Origin of the sequence: Anaerococcus groningensis, from assembly GCF_046365465.1 — a bacterium.
GTDB classification, from domain to species: domain Bacteria; phylum Bacillota; class Clostridia; order Tissierellales; family Peptoniphilaceae; genus Anaerococcus; species Anaerococcus groningensis.
On the sequence record NZ_JBGMEG010000014.1, the window covers coordinates 84,553 to 101,549 of the forward strand.

Genomic DNA, 16,997 nt, shown 5'->3' on the forward strand with positions numbered 1-16,997 from the left:
TATTTTTTCGTGTAACATCTTTAAGAACAAAAGGAGTGTATAAATGATTAGTATTAAAAATTTATTGACATCAGAAGAACTTTTTAAAGACGATATATACGAATTAATTAATTTAGCAAATGAAATAATAGAGAGTCCACTAGAATTTTCTCATATATGTGAGGGAAAAATTTTAGGGACTCTTTTTTTTGAGCCATCAACTAGAACTAGGTTATCATTTGAATCAGCTATGATAAGACTAGGCGGATCAGTTGTAGGATTTTCAGATGCAAATGTATCTTCATCTACTAAAGGTGAGAGTTTACAGGATACAGTAAGAACAGTTAGCCAATATGCAGATATAATTGCCATGCGTCACCCACAAGAAGGGGCAGCATATCTCGCAAGTCAAACTGCAGATTGTCCTATTATAAATGCAGGTGATGGGGGCCACCAACATCCTACACAAACTCTAACTGACGTATTAACCATTAGCCAATATAAAGATTCCCTAGAAGGTCACACCATTGGTCTAGTAGGAGATTTAAAATACGGTAGAACTGTTCATTCCTTATTAAAAGTTATGAATTTATTTAGCAATAACAAATTTATACTAATAGCACCAGAAGAGCTAAAATTACCAACCTATGTAAAAGAAGATGTATTTAAGGATAATAAAAACTACATCGAAACAACCAACCTCGATGAGGTAATAGACCAAGTAGATATCTTATATATGACTCGTATTCAAAAAGAAAGATTTTTCTCAATGAGTCAATATACAAGATTAAAAGATTCCTACATCCTAGATAGGGCAAAACTTAAAAAAGCTAAAGATGATATGATAATCATGCACCCACTACCAAGGGTAAATGAAATAGCAACAGAAGTAGATAAAGATCCTAGGGCTGTTTACTTTAACCAAGTTAAATATGGTATGTATGTAAGAATGGCCCTTATTATGAAATTATTGGAGGCAAATAATGCTTGAGATTACAAGTTTAAAAAATGGAATAGTAATTGACCACGTAAAAGCTGGCAATGGAATAAAAATTTTTGAATTATTAGGCCTAGCTGAGCTGGATGATCAAGTAGCATTAATCTTAAATGCAGAAAGCTCAAATATGGGCAGAAAAGATATTATAAAGGTAGAAAACCACCAAGACTTAGACCTAGATGTCGTATCTATCATAGATCCAAAGGCTACTGTAAACATTATAGAAAATGAAGAGGTAGTAGAGAAAAAAGAGCTAGAACTACCAGAGGAAATAGTAAATGTTTTAACTTGCCAAAATCCAAAATGTATTTCAACATCAGAAAGGTCTGTACCATCTAAATTTACTTTATTTAAACCACAAGAAAAACTTTACAAATGTGCTTACTGCGATCACATCTACGGAGTAGAAGAATAATGAAGCAAATTTTTAAAAATTGTTATTCATTTGATGATGTAAAAATATCTAGAGACCCTATCTATGTAAAAGATGGGATAATTGTAGAAGCTTTTGCTGATAATGAAGCCGATGAAATAATCGATTGTGAAAATCTAGCCCTAGTTCCATCTTTTGTAGACATGCACGTACATTTTAGAGATCCTGGCTTTACTTATAAAGAAGATTTAGAAACAGGATCCTACTCAGCGCTTGCAGGTGGCTATACTTCCGTACTCTTAATGGGAAATACCAAGCCAACTGTATCTAGCCCAGAAATTTATAATGATATTATAAAACGTGGTAAAGACTTAGATTTAATTGACATTGAGCAAGTATATACCATTACAGAAAACTTTGATGGAAAAACCTTAGACCACCTAGATTCTATGCCAGAATCTGTAAAATACATTTCAGATGATGGACACGGGGTCAATGATGATATGGTTATGTATAAGGCCATGGAAAAAGCCAAAGAACTTGGGGTAACTATGACCCTACATGAAGAAGTGGATGAAGTTTCTGATGTAGACTATGTAATAGCAGAAGATGCAATGACCCTTCGTGACTCTTATTATGCCTATAAACTTAATTGTCCAGCTCATTTCTCTCACGTATCTACTAAGGGTTCTATAACAGCAATTAAATACTTTAAAGACCTAGGAGCACCAATTACTTGTGAAGTAACTCCTCACCATTTACTACTAGCTAATAAAGGACGTGAAGAAGTAAAGGTAAATCCTCCTATAAGAAAAGAAGAGGATAGAAAAACTTTAATAGAAATGATTAAAAATGGCACAGTAGATGCCATATCCACTGACCATGCCCCTCATAGCAAAGAAGATAAAGAGAAAGGTGCACCAGGTTTTATTGGTATAGAAACAGCCTTTTCAACCTGCTATGAAGTTTTAGTAAAATCCGGGGAAATTTCACTTAATGATTTGATAAAAATAATGGCAACAAATCCAGCAAGACTTTTAGGTTTAAATAAAGGAAAAATAGAGACGGGTTATGAAGCAGACTTTACTTTAATAGACCTTGATGAGTCTTATATCTATAGAAAAGAAGATATAAAATCTAAATCAAAAAATTCCCTATTAATAGACCAAGAACTTTTTGGCAAGGTGAAGAAAGTTTATAAGAAAGGTGTCTTAAAATATGCAGATAATAGATAGATTATATAAAGAAGTGGAAGAAAAAGGCTTTGTCTGTGTAGGCCTTGACACTTCCCTTGATTACATACCAGAAAAAAATAAAGAAGGTAAAAGCATCCATGAAGCTATCTTTGCTTTTAATAAAGAAATTATAGATGCTACTTACGATATAACAGCTATCTACAAACTTCAAATAGCTTATTATGAGTCCTACGGTATAGAAGGCATGCTAGCTTATAAAGATACTCTAGCCTATCTAAAAGAAAAAGATTTATTATCCATAGGCGATATCAAAAGATCAGATATAGCAGCTTCTGCAAGTCAATATGCTAAGGCCCACTTTGAAGGAGATTTTCAAACAGATTTTATAACTTTAAACCCATACATGGGTATGGACTCCATCAAACCTTATGAAGAGTATTTAGCTAGTGGTAAAAAAGGTGTATTTGTTTTACTTAGAACATCAAATCCTGGGGCAAACGACTTTGAAGTTTTAAAAACAGATGGAGAAGAATTATTTTATAAAGTAGGAGATAAATTACAAGAACTAAACGATAAGTACATTGGAGAATCAGGCTATGGGCCAGTAGGATTTGTAGTAGGAGCAACTCATACCAAAGAAGTTGAAGAAATAAGAACTAGATATAAAAATAATTTCTTTTTAATCCCAGGATTCGGTGCCCAAGGAGCAGATAGCTTAAACGTTTATAAACTTTTAAATGACAATAACGGAGGAATAGTTAATAACTCCCGTGGAGTTTTAAAAGCTTATATGAACCATACTGACGGAGCAGATAATATTGGCAAATACGCCAGAGAAGCTGTTATTAAAACTCAGGAGGATATTTTAAAAAATGAAGACCTATAAAAATGGTGTGATTACAGAAAATATTGAAATAGCTCCTGACATCTGGAAGATGAAAGTCGATGTTGGCTTAAAGGCAAAATCTGGCCAATTTTTTATGTTTAGAACAGAAAGTTTTAGAAATGAACCTTTATTATCTCGACCTTTTGGAGTATGTGACCAGGATGAAGAAGAACTTACATTTTTATACCAAGTTGTAGGCGCAGGTACAGAAATTATGGCAGATCTTAATCCAGGCCATAAGGTAAAACTTTTAGGCCCACTTGGTAAGGGTTTTAATACTGAAATCGCAAGGGGTAAAAAAGTTGCAGTAGTTGCTGGGGGAATAGGTATAGCACCACTTTTAGATTTAGTAAAAAATCTACCGGAAAAACCTGATTTTTATGCAGGTTTTACCTTTGATCCATACTTTGTATATGATTTTAGTCCCTATGTAAACTCTATTACAACAACTTCATTTAAAAATGATAAGAAATTTATTACAGAAGACTTAAACCCAGATGACTATGATATTATTTATGCTTGTGGTCCAAATGGTCTACTTAAGGCAATCCATGAAAAAAACAATGAGGCTTATTTAGAAGTTTCTATGGAAGCCCACATGGCTTGTGGAATCGGAGCATGCCTTGGTTGTACGGTGCCAAGTGCTGATGGGGAGTTTTTAAGAGTTTGTAAAGACGGCCCAGTTTTTGATGCAAGGGAGGTTTTTGAATGAATATAGGAGTAGATATTTGTGGTATCCACTTTAAAAACCCAGTAATTGCTGCCAGTGGAACTTTTGGTTTTGGCAAAGAATTTGCAGACTATATTGACCTTGATAAACTAGGAGGCATTTGCTCAAAGGGTCTTACTTTAAATAAAAATCTAGGCAACAGCGGGATAAGAATCCACGAAACCCCATCAGGTATTATGAACTCAATTGGCCTACAAAATCCTGGCATAGAGTATTTTGTAAATGAAGAACTGCCATTTTTACTTAGCAAAGATACAGTTACCATTGCAAATCTAGGGGGCCATTCAGTAGAAGACTATGTAAAAGGCGCAAGCATCTTAGATAAAACTGATGTGCCTATGATAGAGTTAAATATTTCCTGCCCAAATGTCAAAGAAGGTGGCATGGCTTTTGGTACAGATCCAACTAAGGCTAGTGAAGTTATATCAAAAGTGAGAAAAGAAACTAAAAAACCGCTAATAGTAAAACTTTCACCAAATGTAGGATCCATTCCAACTTTTGCAAAACTTGCAGAAGATAATGGGGCAGATGCAATTTCACTTGTAAATACCTTTAACGCTATGGCCATTGATATAAACACAAAAGCTCCAGTTTTTGTAAATAAGACTGCAGGCTTATCAGGTCCAGCCATAAAACCAATTGCCCTAAGAATGGTTTATGAAGCAGCTCATGCAGTAGATATACCAGTTATTGGTATGGGTGGAATAATGAATTATAAGGATGCCTTAGAGTTTATTATGGCAGGAGCAAGCGCTCTCCAAGTAGGTACTGCAAACTTTGTAGACTACAACACCATGCTAGATGTAGCAGTAGGTATTGAAAAATATTTAGAAGAAAATAATATAGAAGATATAAAAGAAATTATAGGAATTATTTAGGAGAGAAGATGGATAAAACAATAGAATTATTAAAAAAATCAGACGCTCTTTTAGAAGGTCACTTTTTACTTTCAAGCGGTAAACACTCTGATAGATATATCCAATGTGCGAAATTAATTCAACACCCAGAATATTGCGAAGAAGTATCTAAAATAATAGCTGAAAAACTAAAAGAAGCTGATATTGATGTAGACCTATGCGTAGGACCTGCTATGGGTGGGGTAATTATCTCTTATGAACTAGCAAAGGCTATCGGGACTAATGCCATATTTACAGAAAGAGTAGATAATGATATGACTCTTCGCCGTGGTTTTGAAATTCCAGAGGGAGCAAAAGTAATTATTGTTGAAGATGTAATTACAACAGGTAAATCTTCCTTTGAGACAGTAGAAGTAATTAGATCATACGGGGCAGAAGTAGTAGCTCTAACATCTATTGTAAATAGGTCAAATAAAGATGAGATAAATGGTCTGCCTATTATCTCCGCTACAAAAATAGATGTAAATACCTATGATGCAGATGACCTACCAGATCATTTAAAAGATACACCAGCAGTAAAACCTGGATCAAGAAAAATTAAATAATAATTTGCTTTATTAAGTCCTGGCTAATATAATTTATAAAAAAGCTAGGACTTAATTTATATATGAAAAACAAAAATACACAAAAATTAGTGGCGGGATTTGCTTTATTTATAGCTTTATTTAGCTCAAATAAGGCCGTTGCTGCCAAGGAAAACACCAAAGTTAACCTCATAGATGGGATTAATAAGATATATTATGAGGCTAAGCTTCTAAAAAAAACTCAATCAGAAAAATATAAAAAATTTGAAGAAGATTTAGATATTTTTTATGATCAAGGATCTAGTAAGATTGATTCCAACAATATGTTTTACCTTTTAAATACACCAGACTTTTCTGCGGAAGAACTAGATAATGCCTTAGCAGGTACTGGACTAGCTGGTCTTGGTAAAGATTTTAAAAAAGCTGGAGAAACCTATGGTGTAAATCCAATCTTGCTAATGGCTATGGCCAAACATGAAACTGGTAATGGCACTAGTGAATTATTTTTAAATAAAAATAATCTTTTTGGTTTTAATGCCTATGATTTTGACCCATATAATCAAGCGAAAGATTTTAAAACACCAGCTGATTCTATAAATACTGTAGCAAAACATTTAAAGGAAAGTTACCTATCATCTGATGGAGATTACTATAACGGTGTGTCAACTGATGCAATAGGTATAAGCTATGCAACAGACCCAGATTGGTCAAAAAAAGTAAACTGGATGATGATAGAAGTAGCTAGATCTATGATAGATGCATTTGATAACAAGACAGGTATATAACCTGTCTTTTTTCCTATAAGTAGGAGGTTTTTATGGATACAAAAAAATTTATAGATGGACAATCTAAAAAAGCTTATGAGTTTTTTGGCAACCACCCAAAAGATGGTGGTTATATATTTAGAGTTTTTGCTCCAAACGCTTATAAAGTTGAACTTATAGGTGATTTTAACGATTGGCAGGGTCAGGGATTAAGAAAATACAGAACAGGGGTATTTTCTGCTAATATAAAAAATGCTAAAAAAGGTGATAGATACCAATACAAACTTACCACTAGAGAAGGGGAGATAATAAAAAAGCTAGATCCCTATGCAAGAGAGATGTCAGTAAAGGAAAATTGCTCCCTAGTTGGTGATGATGATTATGACTTTAAAAATAAAAAAGTAAATAAAAAGCCAAAAAATATCTATCAAGTTCACCTAGGATCACTTTTAAAAGATGAGACCTTTTCTTTTGATAAGTTAATTGACCACTGTGTGGCTAATAACTTTGACTGCATTTCATTTTTGCCAGTTACTGAATATGAAAATTATAAGTCTTATGGTTACAAAAGTACTGGCTTATTTGCCTTTGCAGGTAGATATGGAAGTAAGATAGACTTTAAAGAATTTATAGATAAGGCGCATGCCAATAATATTGGAGTTATAGTAGAACTAGATATTTACGAATTCGATGAAAATCCTTATTTCCTAGATAATTTTGACGGGACAAACCTATATACTTATGATTTTTCAGACATAAAATATAATTTTTATGGCGGTTTAAACTTTGATCCTAATAAAAATGCCAGCAGGTCTTATATCCTATCAGTAGTTAATTATTGGTTAACAGAATTTAACTTAGATGGTATAGCTTTAGCTAATATAGAAAATGCTATTTACTGGCAAGGTCAAGAAGATAGAGGAATTAATCAAAATTGGGTGGAATTTTTAGAAGAAATTATTAGTATCATTCATAACAATAAGGCCTATGCTATAGCAATCTTTAATGGTACTTATAATCTTGATTTATCTTTTGATTATGTTTACGATTTAAGTTTTAGAAATATTTTAAGAATTATGCAAAAATCTCCTTTTGAGCGTGACAACTATAAAAGGGATATACAAAATTTAATAATAGCTGATAACTCAAAAAAGGTATTAGGTTTTTCTTATGTAGATGCTTTTTTAGATGAAGCAAGCCTAGCTATGAAAATGCACGGAGAAGATAAGATAGGTCAATTAAAAACCCTTATTACCTTTTTATACTCGCTAAATTCATCAAAAATGATATTTATGGGAGATGAACTAGCAAGTTTTAAAACCTTTTCTGTCTTTGATAAAACTAGCTTTAAGACGAAAATTGATAAAAATTTAACTTTTAATGATTTTTACAAAGACTTAACTAGCCTATATAAAAAGGAAAAAGCCTTATCGAGTAATGAATCAACTACAAAACTCCTTGATATAGGTGGCTATAGTATTTATGCCTATATTAGAACTTATAAAGATAAAAAAGTGCTAATTATAATAAATTTAACAGACCTAGAATACAAAATACCTAGCCCTTATAAGCTAGAAGAGTTAATAAATACAGAAGCTTTAGCCTATAAGGGATCTGGCAATGTAAATGGCATTTTAAATAAGAATGATTTTATAAAAATAAGACCCTTTGGATCAGCGATATTTAAAATAAAAGAGGATGAGCTATAAAACTCATCCTCTTATTATTTTTGTGTTAATCTATATTGATTTTCCAAGTTATGGGCTATATTTGTAAATCTTTCTAGGATTATTTTTCTAGGGATAATTCCTAAAAAATATCCATTTTTATGGGTGATACAGATAAAATTATTATTAATTATCAACCTTAAAACATCTTCTAGATTATAATTGTCAAATAGTATAGGCACAACTTGATTCATTACCTTATTTACTTTGATTTGAGCAAGTTTATCCTCATCAAATATTGATAAATCTTCAGTACTAGTAACTATATTAGAAATAGAAATTAGTCCCCTTACTCTATTTTCACCATCTAAAACTGGGATAGTTTGATAACCAGAAGAAGATAGGACGAGGATGGCATGGACTAGGGAGTCATCTTCATGTACTATAGCCACATCACTTGCAGGAATCATTATATTTTCGGTAGGCTCTTTAAACATCTTTTCTATATTTTTACCTATCATATTTAAGCTCCTTATTAAGATTATAAACTACCTTAAAAGAAAAATAAAGTAAAAAAATACCTCGAGGTTAAACCTCGAGGTTATGTAAAGCACACCCAGCTTCGAAATAAAATCTCACTAGAGTATCTATATAAGCCTAGCTCGTACTAGGTGACCTTGCGGCACACAGAAAGGTCTACTTAATGCTGCTACGTTCCCGTCCTGACATGGTTCATAGTTTCCTGTTGCGCAAGACCCAGTAGTCAACGCTAGTTTATATAGGCTTGTAGTTAGATAATATCCCTTGACTGGGAATTCGACCCTGCTATAGCGAATTGCAGGTTACAAGGCATCGCTAGTTCCCCATCTAGTGCATGGCGGAGAGCATGGGATTTGAACCCATGATACATGAAAGATGTATACACGATTTCCAATCGTGCTCCTTCAACCGCTCGGACAGCTCTCCATACGATTAACATATTAGACTATACTATGAATTTTTCTAAATGCAAAAATTTTACATATGGTATAATGTTTTAGAAAGGAAAATTATGGCAAAAGCATTATATAGAGAATATAGGCCAAAGACTTTTGATGAAGTTTTAGGCCAAGATAGGGTAACAACTGTCCTTAAAAATCAGGTAAAAACTGGCAAGATAAGCCATGCTTATATATTTTCTGGCGAACGTGGTACAGGAAAAACTTCTTGTGCAAAAATATTTGCAAAGGCAGTCAATTGCCTAAATCCCAAAGATGGATCACCATGCCTTGAATGTGAAAACTGCAAGGCCATTGAAGAAGAAGCTACTATCGATGTAGTAGAAATGGATGCTGCTAGTAACCGTAGGATAGATGATATAAGAAACCTAAAAGATAATGTAATCTATCCACCAAATAAATTAAAATATAAGGTTTATATTATAGATGAGGCCCATATGATAACCCGTGAGGCATTTAATGCTTTACTTAAAATCATGGAGGAGCCACCAAGCCATCTAGTTTTTATACTAGCAACAACTGAAATAGAAAAAGTTCCTCGCACAATCTTATCCCGTGTCCAAAAATTTGAGTTTAATAAAATAGATGATTCAAACATTAAGACTCAAATAGATAAAATCCTAAAGGATAGGGATATTAACATGGATGGGGAGGCCATCGAGCTTATTATAAAAAAAGCAAATGGTGCCATGCGTGATGCTCTAAGCATCCTAGATCAGGTAGTTTCTTTTGGAGAAAAGTCTTATGATTTAGCAAAAGTCCAATCCTTACTAGGTGTAGTGGATTTTTATGATGTAGATAAACTGACAGGTGCGATTATAGCAAAAGATTCAAAAATAAGTTTGGAAAGCTTATTTGATTTAAGAGCTAATAACAAGTCCAATAAAGATATCATGGATAGCCTAATAGCTTATTTTAATGATATTTTAATATTTAAGCTTACAGGCAATAAGTCATATTTTGATAATGATGAGTATAAAGATTTTATAGCTAAAAGATCAGCAGATATAACTGATGGTGAGCTAGGAGACTATCTAGATATACTTATAGAATATAATAATAAGATGAAGCTTACAGAAAATACAGATGTGCTCACTGAAGTTTGTATACTAAGGCTATTAAATTTAAAAAATATAGATAACCTAGATTCTAGGATAAGCTATCTAGAAAAAAATACTGGTGATGATTTGATAGATACCATTAACAAAGTAGTGGAAATTAAACTAGCCAATCTAGATTTAAATAAAACTAACGTATCAGTTAATAGGAAGATTCCTGAGGTAAATGATAATACTGATAAAAAAGTTTTAGATAATACTAATATAGATTCTAAAAACAGGGATCAAGCACCACGAGTAGAAGAAAAAGAAGAAGTTTCACCAACCACTAGTAGTTTCTTAACATCTGTTGAGGAAGAAGAAATAAAAAACATGCTAGTAAAAACGGCTGGTGGAGTTATAAATGGTCTATTTACTGATGAGGGCTTTAATTATAGGATAAGTAATAACAACTTTATCCTTTACATCAAAGAAGACTTTTATAATTTCTTTATAGTATCAAAAATAGATGATATAGAAAAGAATTTAAAAGACATCTTAAAGGCAGATTATAAGTTTACTATTGATTCATACGATAATATGAACAATAATATAAGTAATGTAGAAGATAAAAAAAAAGAAGAAATAGAGATTAAAGAAGAAAGCAAAGATTATTCTAGCAAACTATTAGATATCTTTGGAGATGAATTAATTATAGAATAGGAGAGAAAATTATGGCAAGAGGCGGATTCCCAGGTGGCGGAAATATGAATAATATGATGAAACAAGTTAAAAAGATGCAAGCAGAGATGGAAAAAGCTCAGCAAGATATCGAAGAAAAAGAATTTGAATCTACATCTGGCGGTGGAGTTGTAACAGCAACTGTAAATGGAAAAAAAGAATTAATTGCATTAAAAATAGATGAAGATGTAATAGACCCAGAAGATAGTGAAATGCTAGAAGATCTTGTAATCGCAGCTGTAAATGATGCTTTAAACAAAGCGGATGAATACAGCGGTCAAACTATGGGCAAATTAACAGGTGGTCTAAACATACCTGGGTTTATGTAATGGCAATTTTTCCAGAAAGTTTAAATAACTTAATAGAAGAGTTTCAAAAACTGCCAACCATAGGAAGAAAGTCAGCTGAAAGGCTGGCTATGAATATTGTAGAGCGAGATGAAGCTGATATAAAAGATTTTTCCAAGGCCTTGATGGAGGTAAAAGAAAAAATCCATAGGTGTCAGATATGCGGTAATCTTACAGAATCAGAGATTTGTGATATTTGTAAGGATATAACAAGAGAAGAAGATTTTATCTGTATAGTAGAAGATGTAAAAGATTTGATAGCTATAGAAAAATCAGGAGCCTTTCATGGCAAATACCATATCCTTGGTGGTTTAATATCACCCTCAGATGGCATAGGTCCAGATGAATTAAATATAGATAAACTGCTAAATCGAATCGAAAGTGAGGGTATAAAAGAAATTATCCTTGCGATTTCTTCTACAATAGAAGGGGAAACCACAGCTTTATTTTTAACCAGCCTTTTAAATGAGAAAAATGTTAGAGTAACAAAAATTGCCCAAGGTATACCTGTAGGGTCTAATCTGGAATACTTCGACCAACTCACCTTAGAAAGAGCCATAGAGGATAGGAGAGAAATCCATGACTAAAGTATTGAAATTATTATTAGCCCTAGCACTTATTGCGATAGTTCCTGGTTGTAGCAAAAAAGAAGAAGTAAAGACAGAAGAAACTCAGGTAATAGAAGTTGAAAAAGAAGAAGCCAAAAAAGAGGAGTTAACCATAAATGCTAGTACCTTTGCATCAAAGGTAGTAATAGATAATATGAAAGACTCAGAGGATACTTCTTATAATATTTCAAAAAATCCAAACTACCAACAAATAGAAAATGGGGATTTTGATATTGCAATTGTACCAGGATATTTAGGACCATATTTTTATGATAGAACTAATCAAGGCATAGAAATAGCAGCCATAACTCAGCTCGATAATATCCATATAGTCTCAGACTTTTTGGTCAATGATCAAAAAGATTTGATGGGCAAAAATTTCCTAATACCAGATCCAGTTGCTAACCTTGCAGAAATATTAGATAAAAAAATAGGCCCAGCTAGTTTATTTTTAAGACTAAACTTAGAATACTATAAAAGTATGGATGAGATTTTAGATAAGATGGATAAGACAAGCAACTTTATGACCATCCTATCTGATCCATACCTTACAAAAATAGAAGATAAAGACTATTTCCAATCAGACCTAGCAAACTTACTACCAATTGCAAAGGGAGAGTTTGTTAGTGAGATAATCATTGTAAATAAGGATTATTTAAAAAATCATAAAATTGAATTTGATAAGTTTTTAGAAGATTATAAAGAAAGCACTCAAAAGCTAGATGATGATGATTTTGATATAGAAGTTTCAGAAGATATACTAAAATCTTATGATATTACAAAAGAACAAGCAAAAACATCTTTACAAAGGTCAAACCCAGTATTTATAGATGAAGATACAATGAAGGGAACCTATAAGGTCTTCCTTGATAAATTAAATGATTTAGATGAGTCGCTAGTTGGGGAAAATATATCTGATGATGACTTATACTATGAAAAATAAGAAAAAAATTAGAGCCTATTTAGGGCTCTTTTTTTGTAACATTTTAAATTTCAATATCTAAAATTTACTTATTACGGCTTATTGGCCAAATTTGGTGGAGATGATGGGAGTCGAACCCATGTCCGTGGAAGTCTCCTTATTAGCCTCTACAAGTTTAGTAAGTCTAAAAGATTCGCATAAAAACTGATAAACTTACAAATAGTTTTTGTGCTAGCTTCATCTTACTGAATATACTGCAAAGCTTAGGTATATTAGTTGTCGCTAAAATTATGAAACAAATTGTAAGTTCGCGACAAACCTACAATTCATTGCTACCAGATTCTTAGGCAGCTAGTGCGAAGTTAGCTTCGCTATTATTGTTTGCGTTTATATTTAAACTGTGGATTTACGTTCCACACTCGACTTGCTACTAATAATTCTTCGACCACGTCGAAACCATGGCATCCCCATGTAACTTTTACTATACTTTTAACTCATTTTATTGTCAAAGCTTTGCAAATTTTGTAAAATATATATTAAGAAAAGGTTTTTTTATCTTTTTACTCCTATTTTAGGGTATTAATATAGCATATGATAAAGACATTTGTGAAGGAGGGCATATGAGAAACTCAAATAAAACAGCAGCAATGCTTTTAGCTGGTGGCCAAGGGTCAAGGCTTAAAGCATTGACAAAAGATATGGCAAAGCCTGTAGTTCCTTTTGGTGGAAAATACAGAATAATAGACTTTGCCCTAAGTAATTCCACAAATTCAGAAATAAAAGATATAGGTGTCCTAACCCAATATAAACCACAGTTATTAAACCGTCACTTAGGTATAGGATCAGCTTGGGACTATGATAGAAACCACGGTGGACTTCGTATACTTTCTCCATATTATACTGAAGAAGGTGGGAAATGGTTTGAAGGTACTGCCAGTGCTATTTATGAAAATATAAACTACCTTGATCTTGTAAATCCAGAATACGTTTTGATTTTATCTGGTGACCATATTTACAAAATGGATTATAGAAAGCTTTTGGATATCCACAAGGAAAAAGGAGCAGATGCTACTATTGCCGTTATGGAAGTGGATTGGGATGAGGCAAGCAGATTTGGTATTATGAATACTGATGAAGACGGCAAAATTACCGAATTTGAAGAAAAACCAGCAAATCCAAAATCAAACCTAGCTTCTATGGGAATTTATGTATTTAACTGGAAAGTTTTAAGAAAAGCACTTATAGAAGATAATGAAAATCCAGACTCATCAAATGACTTTGGAAAAGATATTATTCCAAAAATGCTAGCTGATGGCGCACCACTTTATGTATATAAATTTGATGGTTATTGGAAGGATGTAGGAACTGTAAGAAGTTATTGGCAGGCAAATCTTGATTTAATTAATCCTAGCAATGAACTTGGGATTTATGATGAGGATTGGAAAATATATACAACTAGCCTAAACCTACCACCACATAGAATAGGACAAAAGGGAACATTAAATGATGCTTTGGTAAACGAGGCTTGTGTTATAGATGGTAAAGTAGAAAACTCTGTTCTTTTCTCAAATGTAACTATAGAAGAGGGGGCAGAAGTATATAATTCTGTTTTACTAAATGGATCAAAAGTAAAGTCAGGATATAAGATTTATAATTGTGTCGTTGCTGAAGATATAGAAATAAATGAAAATATCGGTGAAAGTGGTACTGATAAGGTCTATCTAGTAAGTTCTGAAGGTATCGAGGAGGAATAATATGGATAATATTTTAGCATTAGTATATAGCTCAGAATTTAATCCAGCAGATTATGGAGAATTATGTAAGGTAAGACCTGATTATATGCTTCCTTTTGCTGGAAGATACAGGATTATTGACTTTACTCTATCAAATTTAACTAATTATGATATTAGCAATGTAATTTTATATGCTGGAAATAAAATGCGATCTACTCTTGATCACATAGGTGATGGACGTAGTTGGGAGCTAAACAGAAGACGTGGGGGTCTTACAATAAATCCTCCAAATTATGATATAACAAATCCAACCGAAATTGAAACATACTTTGATACCATAAGGGCCTTTGAAAATAGCAATGCCGAGTATATATTTATCACAAATCCTATGTATATTAACAAAGTAGATATAGGAGATGCTAAGGAACGATTAAGAAGTGAGGGTAAAGATGCCTTAATTTTCACCAAAAAAACTTTTGATGAAGATGGTTTTTTCTTAAATCGTAAGATAATAAATTCTAGTGAAGATGGAAAACCAGTAAGTGCTGGCCTAAATTTAGGAACTAGCGAAGAATTCGACTTATTTGCTGGATCTATTCTGATAAAAAGAGACTTATTTATAAGAATTTTAAGGTACGCTGAAGAAAAAAATAGTATATCAACTCTTTTAGCAGCTATTTTTGAATTCCCAGAAAAATTAGACCTAGATTTTTATCACATAGATAATCAATTAGAAATTATTATGGATGCTTATTCTTTCTTTGATGCAAATCTAAAATTACTTGATAGAGACTATTTTAACAACCTATTTTATAAAGATGGCCTAGTTTATACAAAATCAAAAGATGAGCCGTCTACTTCATATACAAAAAATAGTAGGGTTAAAAATTCGTTAGTAGCAAATGGAGCTATTATTGAAGGAGAAGTAGAAAATTCTATTATATTTAGGGGAGTAAATGTTAAAAAAGGTGCAGTGATTAAAAACTCTGTAATCTTTCAAGACAGCGTTATAGGTGATGAAGCAATCCTTAATTTTGTTATTGCAGAAAAAAGTACTCAAGTTGGTAGAAATGTTAAGTTATTTGGTAACAGATCCCACCCATATGTATCAAGTAAAAATGAAATTTTAGAGGATTGGAGTTATTAATGAACATCCTTTATCTAACTGGTGAAGCAGTGCCATTTATAAAAACAGGAGGACTAGCAGATGTTGCAGGTTCTCTTCCAAAAGAACTTATAAAACTTGGAGCAGATGTTAGAGTGGTTTTGCCCTTATATAGCACTATTGATGAAGCCTATAGGGCAAAAATGGAAAAAATTACAGAATTTTTTGTAGATCTTGACTGGAAACACCAATATGCTGGAGTATATGGCCTAGATTTTGATGGGGTTAAATATTATTTTATTGACAACCTAGAATACTTTGACCGTGAAAGTCCTTATGGTTTTGACGATGATGCTGAGAGATTTATATTTTTCTCAAAAGTTTGTACACTTTTAGGAAAAGAAATTAATTTTAAACCTGACATTATCCACTCAAATGACTGGCATACTGCTATGGTCAATGTTTTTGTGAATGATTATAGACGCGGGGATAGTTATTTTGATGATATCAGAACCTTATTTACCATTCACAATTTAAAATATCAGGGTATTTTTGATTCAGAATATCTACGCCTAGCAGGCCTTGATGGGTCATACTTTAATGAAAATGATTTAAAATATTATGACGCTATAAACTTTATGAAAGCAGGCATTATCCATGCTACAGCTGTAAATACGGTTTCAGAAAATTATGCTAGGGAGATCCACTATCCATTTTATGGAGAAGGTTTAGATGGTGTGATTAGACAATATGACTATAAACTATCTGGCATAGTAAATGGGATTGACTATGATGAATGGAATCCAGCAACAGATTCATTGATAGATCAAAAGTATGATATAAATTCTATTGATAAAAAAGTTTTAAACAAACTTGCTATCCAAGAATTATATGGATTGCCAAAAAGAGAAGATGTGCCAGTTATAGGTCTTGTATCTAGATTAAACGAGATGAAGGGTATGGATTTAATTCGTTTTATCCTAGAAGAGCTTTTACAAGAAGATATCCAGTTTGTGTTACTCGGAACAGGGGATTATACTTACGAGGAAATGTTTAAATACTTTGCTTGGAAGTATCCGGAAAAAATGGCAAGCAGAATTTATTTTGGTGGAGCTGAAGCCCACAAAATATATGCCGCAAGTGATTTTTACTTAATGCCATCTATTTCAGAACCATGCGGCATAAGCCAATTAATTGCTATGCGCTATGGAACATTACCAATAGTGAGAGAAGCAGGAGGATTAAAGGATACAGTAATCCCTTATAATGAATACACTGGAGATGGTACTGGTTATTCTTTTGCAAATATAAATGCCCATGAGCTCTTATTTACTATAAAAAACGCTATTAACGTTTATAAAAATGATAAAAAAACCCATAATAGTTTAGTAAAGAATGCCATGAGCCAAGATATAGACTGGCAAATGTCAGCTGGCAAATACTTAGATTTATATGAGGATATCAAAGCCTAAT

The 16,997-nt window shown here is 32.6% G+C and carries 17 protein-coding genes, 1 tRNA gene and 2 other RNA genes; 16 read left to right on the plus strand and 4 right to left on the minus strand.

The window, feature by feature from the left end:
• Positions 1-43 precede the first annotated feature (43 nt).
• From pyrB to AB9Q04_RS07365, 9 genes are all read left to right on the plus strand, one after another.
• A complete protein-coding gene (pyrB, locus tag AB9Q04_RS07325; protein WP_410024693.1) occupies positions 44-970 on the plus strand; it encodes an aspartate carbamoyltransferase in 927 nt (308 codons plus the stop codon).
• Positions 963-1,391: an aspartate carbamoyltransferase regulatory subunit gene (locus tag AB9Q04_RS07330; protein ID WP_410024694.1), complete on the plus strand. Its 429-nt coding sequence runs from the start codon at positions 963-965 to the stop codon at positions 1,389-1,391. Before pyrB ends, AB9Q04_RS07330 begins: the two co-directional genes overlap by 8 nt.
• Entirely contained in the window at positions 1,391-2,584 is a 1,194-nt protein-coding gene (locus tag AB9Q04_RS07335) for a dihydroorotase (protein ID WP_410024695.1), read from the plus strand. The genes AB9Q04_RS07330 and AB9Q04_RS07335 overlap by 1 nt, the downstream gene beginning before the upstream one ends.
• Positions 2,568-3,431 carry an orotidine-5'-phosphate decarboxylase gene (gene pyrF, locus AB9Q04_RS07340; protein WP_410024696.1) on the plus strand — a complete coding sequence of 288 codons (864 nt, stop codon included), beginning with the start codon at positions 2,568-2,570 and terminating at the stop codon, positions 3,429-3,431. The genes AB9Q04_RS07335 and pyrF overlap by 17 nt, the downstream gene beginning before the upstream one ends.
• On the plus strand, positions 3,418-4,143 hold the full coding sequence (locus AB9Q04_RS07345; RefSeq protein ID WP_410024697.1) for a dihydroorotate dehydrogenase electron transfer subunit: 726 nt from the start codon (positions 3,418-3,420) through the stop codon (positions 4,141-4,143). Before pyrF ends, AB9Q04_RS07345 begins: the two co-directional genes overlap by 14 nt.
• Positions 4,140-5,039 carry a dihydroorotate dehydrogenase gene (locus tag AB9Q04_RS07350; RefSeq protein WP_410024698.1) on the plus strand — a complete coding sequence of 300 codons (900 nt, stop codon included), beginning with the start codon at positions 4,140-4,142 and terminating at the stop codon, positions 5,037-5,039. The genes AB9Q04_RS07345 and AB9Q04_RS07350 overlap by 4 nt, the downstream gene beginning before the upstream one ends.
• 8 nt (positions 5,040-5,047) lie before the next feature.
• Complete coding sequence (gene pyrE / locus AB9Q04_RS07355) at positions 5,048-5,623, plus strand: orotate phosphoribosyltransferase (RefSeq protein ID WP_410024699.1); 576 nt, start codon at positions 5,048-5,050, stop codon at positions 5,621-5,623.
• A gap of 62 nt (positions 5,624-5,685) precedes the next feature.
• Positions 5,686-6,387: a glucosaminidase domain-containing protein gene (locus tag AB9Q04_RS07360; protein WP_410024700.1), complete on the plus strand. Its 702-nt coding sequence runs from the start codon at positions 5,686-5,688 to the stop codon at positions 6,385-6,387.
• A 32-nt stretch (positions 6,388-6,419) separates the two neighbouring features.
• Entirely contained in the window at positions 6,420-8,075 is a 1,656-nt protein-coding gene (locus tag AB9Q04_RS07365) for a GlgB N-terminal domain-containing protein (RefSeq protein WP_410024701.1), read from the plus strand.
• A 14-nt stretch (positions 8,076-8,089) separates the two neighbouring features.
• Here the strand turns inward: AB9Q04_RS07365 and cbpB are convergent, their stop codons facing one another.
• From cbpB to AB9Q04_RS07380, 3 genes are all read right to left on the minus strand, one after another.
• Positions 8,090-8,554 carry a cyclic-di-AMP-binding protein CbpB gene (gene cbpB, locus AB9Q04_RS07370; protein WP_410024702.1) on the minus strand — a complete coding sequence of 155 codons (465 nt, stop codon included), beginning with the start codon at positions 8,552-8,554 and terminating at the stop codon, positions 8,090-8,092.
• Between the two features lie 87 nt (positions 8,555-8,641).
• An RNA gene (ffs, locus tag AB9Q04_RS07375) (signal recognition particle sRNA large type) lies at positions 8,642-8,909 on the minus strand.
• Positions 8,909-8,999 (minus strand) — tRNA-Ser (locus AB9Q04_RS07380). Before AB9Q04_RS07380 ends, ffs begins: the two co-directional genes overlap by 1 nt.
• A gap of 85 nt (positions 9,000-9,084) precedes the next feature.
• Between AB9Q04_RS07380 and dnaX the strand changes: the two genes are divergently transcribed.
• The 4 genes from dnaX to AB9Q04_RS07400 are packed head-to-tail and all read left to right on the plus strand — an operon-like array spanning position 9,085 to position 12,707.
• Positions 9,085-10,791 carry a DNA polymerase III subunit gamma/tau gene (dnaX, locus tag AB9Q04_RS07385; RefSeq protein ID WP_410024703.1) on the plus strand — a complete coding sequence of 569 codons (1,707 nt, stop codon included), beginning with the start codon at positions 9,085-9,087 and terminating at the stop codon, positions 10,789-10,791.
• 11 nt (positions 10,792-10,802) lie between these two features.
• The gene (locus AB9Q04_RS07390) at positions 10,803-11,138 is read left to right on the plus strand and encodes a YbaB/EbfC family nucleoid-associated protein (protein ID WP_410024704.1); all 336 of its coding nucleotides are present in this window, start codon (positions 10,803-10,805) and stop codon (positions 11,136-11,138) included.
• Positions 11,138-11,743 (plus strand): recombination mediator RecR, encoded by a 606-nt coding sequence (gene recR / locus AB9Q04_RS07395; RefSeq protein WP_410024705.1) that lies wholly within the window; start codon positions 11,138-11,140, stop codon positions 11,741-11,743. The genes AB9Q04_RS07390 and recR overlap by 1 nt, the downstream gene beginning before the upstream one ends.
• Entirely contained in the window at positions 11,736-12,707 is a 972-nt protein-coding gene (locus AB9Q04_RS07400; protein WP_410024706.1) for a substrate-binding domain-containing protein, read from the plus strand. The genes recR and AB9Q04_RS07400 overlap by 8 nt, the downstream gene beginning before the upstream one ends.
• A gap of 92 nt (positions 12,708-12,799) precedes the next feature.
• Here AB9Q04_RS07400 and ssrA read toward each other — a convergent pair.
• Positions 12,800-13,155, minus strand: a transfer-messenger RNA (tmRNA) gene (gene ssrA / locus AB9Q04_RS07405).
• A 151-nt stretch (positions 13,156-13,306) separates the two neighbouring features.
• On the opposite strand from ssrA, the gene AB9Q04_RS07410 reads away from it, so the two are divergent.
• The 3 genes from AB9Q04_RS07410 to glgA are packed head-to-tail and all read left to right on the plus strand — an operon-like array spanning position 13,307 to position 16,996.
• A complete protein-coding gene (locus AB9Q04_RS07410) occupies positions 13,307-14,440 on the plus strand; it encodes a glucose-1-phosphate adenylyltransferase (protein WP_410024707.1) in 1,134 nt (377 codons plus the stop codon).
• Between the two features lies 1 nt (position 14,441).
• Positions 14,442-15,566, plus strand: a complete 1,125-nt coding sequence (gene glgD, locus AB9Q04_RS07415) for a glucose-1-phosphate adenylyltransferase subunit GlgD (RefSeq protein ID WP_410024708.1) — start codon at positions 14,442-14,444, stop codon at positions 15,564-15,566.
• On the plus strand, positions 15,566-16,996 hold the full coding sequence (gene glgA, locus AB9Q04_RS07420; RefSeq protein WP_410024709.1) for a glycogen synthase GlgA: 1,431 nt from the start codon (positions 15,566-15,568) through the stop codon (positions 16,994-16,996). Before glgD ends, glgA begins: the two co-directional genes overlap by 1 nt.
• Position 16,997: the final 1 nt, after the last annotated feature.

Excerpts from the sequence above, each read along its gene's own strand:
- AB9Q04_RS07400 (WP_410024706.1), top strand. The coding sequence starts at position 11,736 with ATGACTAAAGTATTGAAATTATTATTAGCCCTAGCACTTATTGCGATA.
- pyrF (WP_410024696.1), top strand. The coding sequence starts at position 2,568 with ATGCAGATAATAGATAGATTATATAAAGAAGTGGAAGAAAAAGGCTTT.
- glgA (WP_410024709.1), top strand. The coding sequence starts at position 15,566 with ATGAACATCCTTTATCTAACTGGTGAAGCAGTGCCATTTATAAAAACA.
- AB9Q04_RS07365 (WP_410024701.1), top strand. The coding sequence starts at position 6,420 with ATGGATACAAAAAAATTTATAGATGGACAATCTAAAAAAGCTTATGAG.
- AB9Q04_RS07335 (WP_410024695.1), top strand. The coding sequence starts at position 1,391 with ATGAAGCAAATTTTTAAAAATTGTTATTCATTTGATGATGTAAAAATA.
- AB9Q04_RS07330 (WP_410024694.1), top strand. The coding sequence starts at position 963 with ATGCTTGAGATTACAAGTTTAAAAAATGGAATAGTAATTGACCACGTA.
- recR (WP_410024705.1), top strand. The coding sequence starts at position 11,138 with ATGGCAATTTTTCCAGAAAGTTTAAATAACTTAATAGAAGAGTTTCAA.
- pyrE (WP_410024699.1), top strand. The coding sequence starts at position 5,048 with ATGGATAAAACAATAGAATTATTAAAAAAATCAGACGCTCTTTTAGAA.
- AB9Q04_RS07410 (WP_410024707.1), top strand. The coding sequence starts at position 13,307 with ATGAGAAACTCAAATAAAACAGCAGCAATGCTTTTAGCTGGTGGCCAA.
- AB9Q04_RS07360 (WP_410024700.1), top strand. The coding sequence starts at position 5,686 with ATGAAAAACAAAAATACACAAAAATTAGTGGCGGGATTTGCTTTATTT.
- pyrB (WP_410024693.1), top strand. The coding sequence starts at position 44 with ATGATTAGTATTAAAAATTTATTGACATCAGAAGAACTTTTTAAAGAC.
- AB9Q04_RS07345 (WP_410024697.1), top strand. The coding sequence starts at position 3,418 with ATGAAGACCTATAAAAATGGTGTGATTACAGAAAATATTGAAATAGCT.
- AB9Q04_RS07350 (WP_410024698.1), top strand. The coding sequence starts at position 4,140 with ATGAATATAGGAGTAGATATTTGTGGTATCCACTTTAAAAACCCAGTA.
- cbpB (WP_410024702.1), bottom strand. The coding sequence starts at position 8,554 with ATGATAGGTAAAAATATAGAAAAGATGTTTAAAGAGCCTACCGAAAAT.
- dnaX (WP_410024703.1), top strand. The coding sequence starts at position 9,085 with ATGGCAAAAGCATTATATAGAGAATATAGGCCAAAGACTTTTGATGAA.
- AB9Q04_RS07390 (WP_410024704.1), top strand. The coding sequence starts at position 10,803 with ATGGCAAGAGGCGGATTCCCAGGTGGCGGAAATATGAATAATATGATG.
- glgD (WP_410024708.1), top strand. The coding sequence starts at position 14,442 with ATGGATAATATTTTAGCATTAGTATATAGCTCAGAATTTAATCCAGCA.